The sequence below is a fragment of the Marinobacter salicampi genome (genome assembly GCF_011074795.1).
Taxonomy (GTDB): Bacteria; Pseudomonadota; Gammaproteobacteria; order Pseudomonadales; family Oleiphilaceae; genus Marinobacter; species Marinobacter salicampi.
The window spans coordinates 24,452-36,475 of record NZ_JAAMPF010000014.1 but is presented as its reverse complement, the minus strand read 5'-3'; the positions used below and the strand labels follow the sequence as shown (position 1 = coordinate 36,475).

The following is a 12,024-nucleotide window of genomic DNA, read 5'->3' as shown; positions in this document are numbered from 1 at the left end:
GTCGACATGCTGCCCGTTAAGAATGTATCAGCTGGACGTTAATTAAGGGCTCCGGGGCCCCGGTCTCATACTTATACCAAGCACTTGAACAAAGGTGACCGACGTCCTTTTTAAAACCGCGAGCGGACAGGGATTGTCCAGGGAGTACATGTGCGCACAGGGATTGCGTCCTTTTCTTGCGGAGCCATCTTACTGTATTGCAGCGGAGTCCTTCTACCACCATTAGGTCTCCTCTTGCTTATAGTCGTGGCATTGCTTTGTTTTTTGTTACCCGGTTCCGGCCGAAGGTCCACCCTCGCATGGGCCCTGGCGTGGCTTCTGGTCGGGCTGGCCTGGGTCGGCTGGCACGCAGGTGAGCGTCTGCAGGGCGTTTTGCCATCACCCTTGGAGGGCAGGGACCTGGTGGTGCTGGGTCATCTCTGTGAGGTGCCCTCACGGGGTTCCTACGGTAGTGTCCGTTTCAGTCTTTGCGTCCAGCACTGGGAATCGGCCCCGGCCAATACCGTTGGTCATCAACTCCCGAAGCGTTTGAAGCTTGCCTGGTACGGCAAAGATGCCCAACTTGATCTACCGCAGCTGATGCGTGTCGAGGTGCGACTCAAACGGCCCCATGGGTCGGTGAACCCAGCCGGTTTCCGCTACGAGTCCTGGCTGTTTCGCAATAACTATGGCGCGACCGGCACGGTGCAGTCCGTGTCGGCCTGGGAACAGGGGGCCTGCGGTTCGGGTTGCCGCTTTCACCATTGGCGAAAGAACCTGGCCCAGGGCCTGGCAGTCAGGCTTGCGGACATCGAGCATCGGGCCTTGGCTGAAGCCTTGCTGATCGGTGAAAGGGGCAGCATGGGGCCCGAGCACTGGCGGGTATTCCAGGCCACCGGCACCGTGCATCTGGTGGCCATTTCAGGACTGCACATCGGACTGGTTGCCATGGGGCTGGGCGGACTTGTCGGGCTGCTTCTGCGTTGGCTGCCCCAGCACAGGCTGGCTCCCTCCCGGCGCCGGGCCCTTGTGCTGCTGGTGGTGATCCTCGGGAGCCTTGCCTATGCCCTGGCTGCAGGATTTACGGTGCCGACCCGCAGAGCATGGGTCATGGTCGTGCTGGCCAGCTGGCTGTGGTTCAGGGCAGGGCGCGTCGGTTCCGGTACTGGCTGGCTGGTGGCTCTCGGGCTGGTGCTCCTGCTGGATCCTTTCTCACCTTTGGACAGGGGGTTCTGGCTGTCCTTTGGCGCCGTAGCCGTGCTGCTGCTGGTCTTTTCAGGGCGACTCCGCCAGCCACCCGCGACAACTACCCTGGTTCTGGCGCAATGTGCCATTTTTGCCGGGCTCTGGCCGATGCTGACTTTCATGGATCAGGCCCCCGCGGCAGTAGGCTGGCTTGCCAATCTGGTGGCCATTCCCTGGTTATCCTTCGTGGTCATGCCGGTATTGATACTGGGGGGTGTATTACTGGGGTTGGCGCCTGCCAGCGGGGCCCTGGTTGGCAGCGCCTACGATGCTGTGCTGGGTCTCCTTTGGAAGTGGCTGGCCCTGCTAGCGGCCTGGCCGGTGCCGGAACTGAACGTCAACCCTGCCGTCGCCATTGTGATAGCCTTACTGGTTCTGTGTCTGATCATGGTGCCCATCCCCAAAGCCAGGGCATTGGCATGTAGCCTGCTGGTGTTGTGGTTTGCGCCGGTGCTGGTGGCAAAGCACGGGAACGCGCCAACGAATACTTATGCGCCCGACCCCGAGCTCTGGGTCTTTGACGTGGGGCAGGGCCTGTCAGTACTGGCACGGCATAAGGACCAGGTTCTGCTCTATGACACCGGCCCTGAAGCGCCATCCGGCTACAGTGGTGTCGAGAGTGTTTTGCTGCCAACCCTGAAGTCCCTGGGTATCACGCGCATCGACACGCTGATACTCAGTCATGGCGATGCCGACCATGTGGGCGGCCTTGCCTTGCTAGTTGAATCCCTGGCGGTTGGGCAGGTGATTTCGGGGGAGCCCGGGCGCATCCTCGACCGGCTCGAACCAGACGTTGCAGCTGAGCAACGTGGGGCGCAGGGGCCTGCTCCGCGAATTGGGGCCTGTAACGCCGGGCAGGAGATCACCCTGGGCACGGGCGTTGTGGAGTTCTGGCAGCTGCCGACGTCACCAGAGTTTATACCCTCAGGAAATGACGCCTCCTGTGTTGCCATTCTCCGCTTCGGGTCAGGCAGTGAAGCGGTTGAGGTGATTCTGCCCGGCGATATTTCTCGCAGAGCCGAGGCCCGTATGCTCGCTACCCACTCGTTGCACCCGGTGGCCTATCGCATCCTGGTGGCATCCCATCATGGCAGCAATACTTCGTCGGGACGTTCCTGGGTAAATAAACTGAGGCCCGATGTTGTGGTTTACACTGCAGGCTATCGTCATCGCTACGGCCATCCCCATCCCAGGGTGGTCTCGCGCTTCCAGGATGTGGGCGCCCGGGCCTTCAACACCGCCTATTCGGGTGCGATCAATTGGGTTTTTCGGGCCTCCGGGCCGGCGATTCGGCAGTGGCGACAGGACGCGCCCTTCTGGATTCGCCCGGCAGAAACAGTGAACCCGGACACATAATGGCCCGGCCCCCGCCAGGCACTGATTGAAGGTGTGGCCTGAGCCGGTGGCTATGCTAAAGTAGCGCGGCTTGTCATAAATAGGAGACCAAGCGTGTTCGAGCTCTTGAAAGCGGGTGGCATCATCATGGTGCCGATAGTAGCCTGTTCCATTCTTGCCCTGGCCATCATTTTGGAAAGGTTTTGGACGCTCCGAGCGTCTCGCGTGGCGCCACAGACAACGATCAATGAACTCTGGCGATGGATTAAGAAAAAGGAGCTGAACGGACGCAAGCTCAAGGCGCTGCAAGCGTCTTCTCCCCTCGGCCGGGTACTTGCCAGTGGCCTGATGAATGCCAAGCATGGTCGCGAGATCATGAAAGAAAGCATCGAACATGAGGCCAGTCAGGTCATTCATGAGCTTGAGCGGTTCCTGAACCCTCTTGGCACGGTGGCGACCATTACACCGCTGCTTGGCCTTCTGGGTACCGTTATCGGCATGATCAAGGTATTTGCCGAGATCCAGCTGGCTGGCGTTGGCGATGCGGGAAACCTGGCTGGCGGTATCTCCGAAGCCCTGATGACCACCGCGGCCGGCCTGAGCGTTGCCATTCCCGCGCTGATCTGCCACCGGTATTTTTTGCGTCGTGTCGAGGAACTGGTGGTGAGCATGGAGCAGGAAGCCATCAAGCTGGTTGAAGTTGTTCACGGCGACCGTGAAATCGACGTGGAAGGAGCCTGACGGCCGTGAAGTTCAAGCGCCAGAGAAGCCAGGAAGTCGGGGTTGACCTGACACCACTGATCGATGTGGTCTTCCTGTTGCTGATATTTTTCATGGTCTCGACCACATTCACTCGCGAGAGCCATCTCAAGGTGGATCTGCCAGAGGCCAGCGGCAACCCGGCTGAATCCGAGGTCCGACAGGTCGACGTTGTGGTCAACGCCGAGGGGCAGTACTACGTCAACGACAAGGCGCTCATCAACAACCAGCGTGAGACGCTGCAGCGGGCAGTCAGCGAACTGACCGGCGACGACACCAGCTTGCCGTTCATCATCACCGCAGATGCAAGCACCCCTCACCAGTATGTGGTGAGGGCCATGGATGTGGCGGGTCGCCTCGGATTCTCGAAACTCAGCATAACCACCGAACGGGATGGCGATGAAGGCTGAAACCGAAGCCGAAGCCGTTGACACCGCTCCGGAGGCTTCCAACTGGGCAACCTACCGGAGGCTGCTGGCCTACGTTAAACCGTTCTGGATCGCCTTTACGCTGGCCATTGTTGGTAATGTCATCTATGCCGCCGCGTCCACGGGCATGGCGGCGGCCATGGAAGTGGTCATTACCGCCCTTGAAAACCCCACTCACGAAAACCGGGTAATGCTGACGAGTCTTATTGTTGGCGTATTTGCCTTTCGCGGGGTGGGTACATTCATGAGTCAGTATTTCATCAGTTATGTCGGGCGCCAGGTCGTAAACGCTCTGCGGACCCAGGTGTTCGATCGCCTGCTGACCCTGCCTTCCCGCTTCTTTGACGAGAACGCGTCCGGACGCCTGGTGTCCAAACTGACCTTCAATGTTGAGCAGGTGGCGGACGCAACCACCAATGCCGTCACCATCACATTGCGGGAAGGCCTGACCATCATTGGTCTGCTCGGTTTCATGATTTACACCAACTGGAAGCTTACGCTGGTGTTCCTGGCGGTCGGGCCTTTGATCGGGTTTGTGGTGAGCTATGCCAGCAAACGCTTCCGCAAGATCAGTCGACGCATCCAGGGCTCAATGGGCGATATTACCCACGTCGCTTCGGAGAGTATTTCCGGGTATCGGGTTGTCCGCACCTTTGGGGGTGAAGGCTATGAGCGTAAGCGATTCGCCGACGTAAGCCACCGGAACCTGCGCCAGAGCCTCAAGCTGGCATCGGCCCAGGCCATCAGTGTGCCGGTCATACAGGTATTGGTTGCCATCGCAATTGCAGCGCTGGTCTGGACCATGCTGGCGCCCGAAATTCGCGGCTCCATGAGTACCGGCGAACTGGTAGCCTTTATTACAGCTGCTACCACCATGGCCAAACCGATCCGACAGGTTACCTCTGTCCATGCCCGCATCCAGAAAGGAGTGGCTGCCGCCCATGACGTATTCGGCACCATTGACCAGGAGCCAGAGCAGGACCAGGGGACCTATTCACCGGAGCGGGTTAAGGGTGAGATCGAGTTCGAGAATGTGTCATTCCGCTACCGCAACGAGCTGGACGATGTCCTCAAGGATATCAATCTCAGCATCCCGGCGGGGCAGAGTGTCGCCCTGGTGGGACGCTCAGGGAGCGGCAAGTCGACTCTGGTCAGCCTGCTGCCCCGTTTCTATGAGTTGACCGGAGGTAGCATTCTCATCGACGGGCACCCGCTGGAAGAATTCCGCCTTGAAGCCCTTAGGGCCCAGATCGCACTGGTGACCCAGAACGTGGTTCTGTTCAATGACACCATCGCCGCCAACATTGCCTACGGGGCACTGCGGCATTGCAGTCTTGAGGAAATCCGCAGCGCTGCTGACAAGGCCCATGCGCTGGAGTTCATCGACCGGATGCCGGATGGACTCGACACCATGATTGGTGACAATGGCGTGATGCTTTCCGGTGGTCAGAGACAACGGCTGGCCATTGCCCGGGCGCTGCTAAAGGATGCCCCTATCCTGATTCTGGACGAAGCCACCTCAGCGCTGGATACGGAATCTGAGCGCAGCATTCAATATGCCCTGGATGCGGTTATGGAAGGCCGGACCACGCTGGTTATCGCCCACCGACTCTCCACCATTGAAAATGCCGACCTCATTCTTGTCATGGAATCCGGGCGCATTGTAGAGTCCGGATCACATCACGAGTTGCTTGAGGCCGGCGGCGCATACGCCCAACTCCATCAGATGCAGTTCAGTGAAACCCCATGACGGGCTGGCTTGACCATCTTTGGTATGGCTCGGCCCGACCGCTTTGGCCACTTTGGCCGCTGGCCTGGATCTATCGTTGGGTGGCCAGGCGCCGCCGTGACACCGCTATTTCAGCTCGGGGTGCGCTTAGCCCGCTCGCCGCACCGGTGATTGTGGTCGGCAATATCACTGCCGGTGGTACCGGAAAATCTCCTCTTACCGCCTGGATCGTCGCGGAACTTAAGTCAGAGGGCTGGCGCCCGGTTATCCTTACGCGCGGCTATGGCGGTAGATCAAGCACCTATCCTCTGCTGGTAAAGCCTGACACACCGGTCAGTACGAGTGGTGACGAGCCACTGATGCTGGCACGCCAGAGCAGCTGCCCCGTGGTTGTTGATCCCAGGCGGTCCCGCTCAGCCCGGTGGGCTCTTGCCCAGGACTTGGGTGATATCCTCGTCTGTGACGACGGGCTCCAACACTACGCACTGGCGCGGGATCTCGAGATCGCCGTTTTTGATGGCCAGCGCGGTCTTGGCAATGGCGCACCGATTCCGGTCGGACCGCTGCGGGAGCCACCCGAGCGTCTTGATGATGTAGACTTTGTGGTGGGCAATGGCCGATGGGTAGCCGGGATACAGCACGCTGAGCAGTACACCATGGTGTTGAGCCCGACCGTTTTAAGGCACGTAAAGAGCGGCGAGACCCGGCCGGTGGACTGGCTGCTGGACCGGCATGTGCGCGCCGTGGCGGGTATTGGTAATCCCGAGCGCTTTTTCCAGACCCTCCGCGGCCTTGGCGCCCGGGTCAGACCCTTGGCGCTGCCGGACCATCATCGGTTTGGTGCCGGAGATCTTGCGGTTCAGCCTGGTGAGCAACTGGTGATGACGGCAAAGGATGCAGTCAAGTGCCAGGGTATCGCCCATGACCACTGCTGGGTTCTGGACGTGACGGCCTGCCTTCCTGGTCGTTTTCGCGAGGTATTTATGGCCCGCGTCACGGAGATACAATCGCGTACCTGAGCCAGACTGCGGTCTTCAGACTCTCAACATAAATGCATATCATCGGAAGGAAGAGACCCGACCATGGACAAGAAACTGGTGGCTTTACTGGCATGCCCCGTATGTAAAGGCGACCTGATACTGAATCAGGACCAAAAGGAACTGGTGTGTCGCGCCGACGCCATGGCGTTCCCTATACGCGAAGGCATACCCGTTATGCTTGCGGTAGAGGCCCGCACCCTCACTACTGACGAGCGTCTGGATAAACGCTGAGTCGATTTTTCCCGGAGTCTCGCAGGACCTTTCTTATGTCTTTTACCGTGGTCATACCCGCCCGCTACGCCTCCAGCCGTTTGCCTGGCAAGCCACTGGCTGACATAGCGGGTAAACCCATGATTCAGCATGTGTATGAGCGGGCCTGTGACAGTCGTGCCGACAGGGTTGTCATCGCCACTGATGACGAACGGATACGGCTTGCCTGTGCCGGTTTCGGTGCCGAGGTTGTCATGACATCGGACAGTCATGTCAGTGGTACCGACCGCCTCGAAGAGGTCACGCGAGCCCTGGAGCTGGATTCAGACGCCAGGGTGGTTAACGTCCAGGGGGATGAGCCTCTGATACCGGCTGTGCTTATCAATCAGGTAGCGGCTAACCTCGATGTCCATCCGGATGTTGCCATAGCCACTCTGTGTGAGCCGGTTAGCGAGGTTTCCGCGCTGTTCAACCCCAACGTGGTCAAAGTCGTTTTCGACCAGCGGGGCATCGCCCATTATTTTAGCCGGGCGCCCATTCCATGGGCCAGGGATGCCTGGGGCCAAAGGCCTGTTTCAGAGGCTGGTCTGAGCGCCAAGCTGCCCGATGCCATACCTTATTACCGGCACATAGGAATCTACGGCTACAGGGTCAGGCTCTTGCGGGATTTTGTCACCTGGCCGCCGGCGCCCCTGGAGAAGGCTGAGTCCCTTGAGCAGCTTAGGGCTCTGCATAATGGGGAGCGTATCCATGTGGAAGTTGCCTGCGAAGCGCCACCGGGCGGCGTTGACACCGAGGAAGATCTTCTCCGGGTGCGCCAGATTATCGAAGCCCGGTCCCGGGGCGTCATACCGCCGCTATAGTAACGGCGCTGCCAGGTCAGCGAATTCGACAAGCAGGTAAGAGGGGGTCTGAACTTGACCAAGCCAATCAACGTACTGTTTGTGTGCCTGGGCAACATCTGCCGCTCACCGTCAGCTCAGGGTGTCTTTGAGAAAGTGGTAGCGGATGCGGGTCTGTGCGACCAGATCCAGGTGGACTCCTGTGGAACCACGGGCTTCCATTCCGGATCGTCGCCTGACCCACGGGCAGTGTCGGCTGCCGCCAGGCGCAATATCACTATTGGTGGGCTGCGGGCGCGGGAGTTCGACGTCGGCGACCTGAAGTCATTCGATTATGTGCTCGCCATGGACACGCAGAACCTCCTGTTCGTCAAAGAGGCATGGCACCTTGCCGGCGGCACACAACCGGAACTCTTCTTGAGTTATGCCGCCAAAAACGATGTGGAGGAAGTTCCGGATCCATATTACGGCGGGGATCAGGGGTTCGAGAAAGTACTGGACCTGATCGACGAGGCCAGCCAGGGCCTGCTTCGGCATATCCGGGAGCGGCACCTTTGAATCACCAGCCGGTCATTAAGGAACAGGTTGACCTGACTGCTTTGAACAGCCTGGGTATAGCGGCCCGGGCCCGATATTTTGTCGACGTTGCCTCTGTCGACCAGTTAAGGGCGGCCCTGTCCTGGGCCCAGGAACACAAGCTGAAAAGACTGTTGCTGGGTGGCGGCAGCAATCTGGTATTCACCCGGGACTTCGATGGGTTGGTGATCCGCTCAGCATTCGCCGGGCGCCAATGGGAGGATGTCTCTGCCAGCGGTGCAACACTGGCACTGGGCGCTGGCGAGAACTGGCATTCCGCGGTTCTGTATGGTGCCGGGGCCGGCTATCGGGGCATCGAGAATTTGGCCCTGATTCCCGGGACCACGGGTGCCGCGCCCATGCAGAATATCGGCGCTTACGGGGTCGAGCTGAAGGACACTCTGGTTTCGGTAACGGCACTGGACTGTGTCAAGGACAAGGTTGTCATCCTGTCGTCAGATGACTGTCAGTTCGCATACCGTGACAGTATTTTCAAGCACCAGCTGGGCCGCTATATCATTCTGGAAGTACGCCTCGCCTTGTCCCGGACCCGGCCACTGTCACTGGGTTACGGTGAGCTTGCAGAGTATTTCTCGGATCATCCCCACCCCGGCGAACTGACACCATTGGAGGTGGCAGAGGGCGTCATGGCCATTCGGCGGCGTAAATTGCCGGATCCCGGGCAGTTACCCAATGCCGGCAGCTTTTTCAAAAACCCGGTAGTCTCCATGACGCTCTGGGAAGAGCTCAGCAGCAGGCACCCCGGCATAGTCGGTTATCCGGGTAAAGGCGTGGTAAAGCTTGCTGCAGCGTGGCTGATCGACCAGTGCGGCTGGAAAGGCTACCGGAACGACAGGGTAGGGGTGCATAACCGTCAGGCCCTGGTGCTTATCAACCACTCTGGCGGTTCCGGCGAGGATATCCTGGCGCTTGCCCGCCGGATCCAGAATGACGTATTGAGAACTTACGGGGTAGCACTGGAAATAGAGCCGCGGATCGTGACCTGAACGCCCGGAGCAGTCTCCGGGCGCAGGGGCTGACCAGCGCTCAGCTCTAGACTGGATTGCGGCCAGATGCGGTGGTCAGGTGAGCCAGAACACTGTCCACTGCAAGATCCTGTTTGTCGGCGTCCCGTCTGCCTTTGTATTCCAAGGTGCCGGCGGCCAGCCCGCGCTCTGACACCACCAGGCGATGGGGGATGCCCATCAGTTCCATGTCGGCGAATTTCACGCCGGGACGCTCGTTGCGATCGTCCAGAAGAACATCAAAACCGGCCTGGCGCAGGTCTTCGTACAGCGTCTCACCTGCTGCCATCACTTCGGGTGACTTGTGCGCGTTTAGGGTCACAATGGCCACCTCGAAAGGTGCTATGGCATCGGGCCAAAGAATGCCGCGGTCGTCATGATTCTGCTCAATGGCCGCCGCAACAATGCGCGATACACCGATGCCATAGCAGCCCATTTCAAGCATGGCGCTTTTGCCATTTTCATCCAGCACCGTGGCGTTTAGAGCCTGACTGTACTTGTTGCCAAGCTTGAAAATATGGCCCACTTCGATACCGCGTCGGATTTCCAGGGTACCCTTGCCGTCCGGGCTGGGGTCGCCTTCGACCACATCGCGAAGATCTTCGACCCGCCCCAGGGGCAGGTCCCTCTCCCAGTTCACACCGGTCAGGTGATAGCCTTCCAGGTTGGCTCCGCAGACAAAGTCCGCCAGGTGGGCCGCGCTGCGGTCAACGATGATCGGCAGGGGCAGGTCGACGGGGCCTATGGAGCCCGCCTTGCAGCCCACCGCCGACTCGATCTCTTCATCGGAGGCCATGGTCAGGGGTTCGGCAACGCCGGCAAGATTTTCCGCCTTGATCTCGTTGAGGCTATGGTCGCCCCGGAGTATCAGGGCCACCAGGCCCGAGCGCCGCGCCTCCGGGTCCGTAGCTTCACCATGGACCAGCAGGGTTTTTACTGTACGGGTAGGGTCGACGTCCAGGTAGCGGGCGATATCGTCAATGGTGGTTTGGCCTGGGGTGGCCACCTGGGCCATGGTTTCCGAGGCTGGCAACCGCCCGCCGGCCGGAGCGACGGCCTCGGCCTTTTCAATATTGGCTGCATAGTCACTGTCGGTGCTGAACACGATGGCATCCTCGCCCGATGACGCCAGCACGTGGAATTCATGGGAGGCGCTGCCGCCGATAGCGCCGGAGTCCGCCTGCACCGGCCGGTAATCCAGCCCAACACGATCAAAGATGCGACAGTAGGCCTGGTGCATGGCCTGATAGGTTTCGTCCAGGGAAGCGGCGTTCAGGTGAAAGGAGTAAGCATCCTTCATGATGAACTCACGGGACCGCATAACGCCGAAACGGGGCCGGCGTTCGTCCCGGAACTTGGTCTGGATCTGGTAGAAGTTGGCCGGCAGCTCCTTGTAGCTTTTGAGCTCGTTACGAACCATGTCAGTGATCACTTCTTCATGGGTAGGGCCGAAACAGAAATCCCGGCCATGCCGGTCCTGCATGCGCAACAGCTCGCCCCCGTAAAGTTCCCACCGGCCAGACTCCTGCCAGAGTTCCGCCGGCTGCACGGCAGGCATCAGCAGTTCCTGCGCGCCGCTCCGGTCCATTTCTTCACGAACGATACGTTCCACCTTGCGCAGAACCCTGAGGCCCATGGGCAGCCATGTATAGAGCCCAGCCGCAAGCTTGCGAATCAGCCCGGCGCGAAGCATAAGCTGGTGACTTATGATCTCGGCGTCAGAAGGCGTCTCTTTCTGGGTGGCAATCAGGTAGCGGCTGGCTCGCATCTCGGGTTCCGTAGCGGTTGAACAGGGTTTATTTGTATGAGTCCGGCCGTTATTGTACGGAGCCAGCCGGATAAGGTACAGATCGAGAGGTTACAGCGATGAGTTTGAGTGCAGTGGAAGTCCAGGCTCTGATCAGTTCGGGTCTGCCGATGGCGGACGACATTGGATTTCAGGTGGAGAGTGTGCGCCCCGGCTTTGCCAGGACCCGGGTGCCTTTCAACGCCAGGAATATCAGGCCTGGGGGGACTCTCTCCGGACCTTTGCAGATGGCGCTCGCCGACGCTGCCATGTATGCAGCCATTCTTGCGTCTCTGGACAAGGGGGCCATGGCAGTGACAAGCAATCTCTCCATCAATTTTCTCCACAAGCCTGCGCCCGCAGACCTTGTGGCAGAAGCAGTCGTGCTCAGGATGGGCAGGCGCCTGGCGTTCTGTGAAGTCCGCCTGCTGTCCGGTGAAGGCGAGGACGAACAGATGGTGGCCCACGTTACCGGCAGTTATGCCCTGCCATCAGTCCGGGAAAAGGCATCCTGACGGCGCGGCGCCGGGCTTTTATTGACCGAGGTAGCTCAGGGGCAGGGAGGTACTGTCGATCACCCTCCTGAGCACAAAGCTTGAATGGACGCCGCTGACCCCGGGTATCCGGGTGATGTGGTTCAGCAGAAAATGGTGGTAGTGGTCCATGTCCGGAACCACGACCTTTAGCATGTAGTCAGCGTCCTGGCCTGTGATCAGGTAACACTCCTGAATTTCCGGATACTCCCCCACCTGGGCCTCAAAAGCGGCGAAACGTTCAGGTGTATGCCGATCCATGCCGATCAGGATGACTGCGGTCAGCGCCAGCCCCAGTTTCTTGTGGTCCAGCAGAACGACCCGGCCGAGAATGATGCCAGCCTCCTCCATCGCTCTTACCCTGCGAAGGCAGGGCGAGGGCGACAAGCCCACCTTATCGGCCAGTTCCTGGTTGGTCAGGGCACCGTTGTGTTGCAATAAATCGAGAATGCTGCGATCGATACGATCAAGAGTGACCAGAGTTTTGCTGTTGGCTGGCATTTTATGTCACATCCGTACGGTTTGTTGGAAGTAAAT

The 12,024-nt window shown here is 59.5% G+C and carries 12 protein-coding genes; 10 read left to right on the top strand and 2 right to left on the bottom strand.

Annotated features, from left to right (window positions below; genetic code table 11):
* Positions 1-150: 150 nt before the first annotated feature.
* The 9 genes from G7W63_RS07100 to murB all read left to right on the top strand — a co-directional run bounded on the left by G7W63_RS07100 (position 151) and on the right by murB (position 9,150).
* On the top strand, positions 151-2,580 hold the full coding sequence (locus G7W63_RS07100; RefSeq protein WP_278185419.1) for a DNA internalization-related competence protein ComEC/Rec2: 2,430 nt from the start codon (positions 151-153) through the stop codon (positions 2,578-2,580).
* A 93-nt stretch (positions 2,581-2,673) separates the two neighbouring features.
* On the top strand, positions 2,674-3,300 hold the full coding sequence (locus G7W63_RS07095; protein ID WP_166255330.1) for a MotA/TolQ/ExbB proton channel family protein: 627 nt from the start codon (positions 2,674-2,676) through the stop codon (positions 3,298-3,300).
* Positions 3,301-3,305: 5 nt separating this feature from the next.
* A complete protein-coding gene (locus G7W63_RS07090; RefSeq protein ID WP_166255327.1) occupies positions 3,306-3,728 on the top strand; it encodes an ExbD/TolR family protein in 423 nt (140 codons plus the stop codon).
* A complete protein-coding gene (gene msbA / locus G7W63_RS07085) occupies positions 3,718-5,496 on the top strand; it encodes a lipid A export permease/ATP-binding protein MsbA (RefSeq protein ID WP_166255324.1) in 1,779 nt (592 codons plus the stop codon). The genes G7W63_RS07090 and msbA overlap by 11 nt, the downstream gene beginning before the upstream one ends.
* Positions 5,493-6,494 carry a tetraacyldisaccharide 4'-kinase gene (gene lpxK, locus G7W63_RS07080; protein WP_166255321.1) on the top strand — a complete coding sequence of 334 codons (1,002 nt, stop codon included), beginning with the start codon at positions 5,493-5,495 and terminating at the stop codon, positions 6,492-6,494. The genes msbA and lpxK overlap by 4 nt, the downstream gene beginning before the upstream one ends.
* Before the next feature lie 63 nt (positions 6,495-6,557).
* Positions 6,558-6,746 carry a Trm112 family protein gene (locus G7W63_RS07075; protein ID WP_166255318.1) on the top strand — a complete coding sequence of 63 codons (189 nt, stop codon included), beginning with the start codon at positions 6,558-6,560 and terminating at the stop codon, positions 6,744-6,746.
* Positions 6,747-6,781: 35 nt separating this feature from the next.
* Positions 6,782-7,588 (top strand): 3-deoxy-manno-octulosonate cytidylyltransferase, encoded by an 807-nt coding sequence (gene kdsB / locus G7W63_RS07070; protein WP_166255315.1) that lies wholly within the window; start codon positions 6,782-6,784, stop codon positions 7,586-7,588.
* Between the two features lie 54 nt (positions 7,589-7,642).
* Entirely contained in the window at positions 7,643-8,125 is a 483-nt protein-coding gene (locus G7W63_RS07065; protein ID WP_166255312.1) for a low molecular weight protein-tyrosine-phosphatase, read from the top strand.
* Complete coding sequence (gene murB / locus G7W63_RS07060; protein ID WP_166255309.1) at positions 8,122-9,150, top strand: UDP-N-acetylmuramate dehydrogenase; 1,029 nt, start codon at positions 8,122-8,124, stop codon at positions 9,148-9,150. The genes G7W63_RS07065 and murB overlap by 4 nt, the downstream gene beginning before the upstream one ends.
* A 46-nt stretch (positions 9,151-9,196) precedes the next feature.
* Here murB and G7W63_RS07055 read toward each other — a convergent pair whose 3' ends face one another.
* A complete protein-coding gene (locus G7W63_RS07055; protein ID WP_166255306.1) occupies positions 9,197-10,936 on the bottom strand; it encodes a proline--tRNA ligase in 1,740 nt (579 codons plus the stop codon).
* 104 nt (positions 10,937-11,040) lie between these two features.
* On the opposite strand from G7W63_RS07055, the gene G7W63_RS07050 reads away from it, so the two are divergent.
* Positions 11,041-11,469 carry a PaaI family thioesterase gene (locus G7W63_RS07050; protein WP_423202280.1) on the top strand — a complete coding sequence of 143 codons (429 nt, stop codon included), beginning with the start codon at positions 11,041-11,043 and terminating at the stop codon, positions 11,467-11,469.
* Between the two features lie 18 nt (positions 11,470-11,487).
* Here G7W63_RS07050 and G7W63_RS07045 read toward each other — a convergent pair whose 3' ends face one another.
* Positions 11,488-11,988, bottom strand: coding sequence for an Lrp/AsnC family transcriptional regulator (locus tag G7W63_RS07045; protein WP_166255300.1), 501 nt, complete (start codon positions 11,986-11,988; stop codon positions 11,488-11,490).
* Positions 11,989-12,024 lie beyond the last annotated feature (36 nt).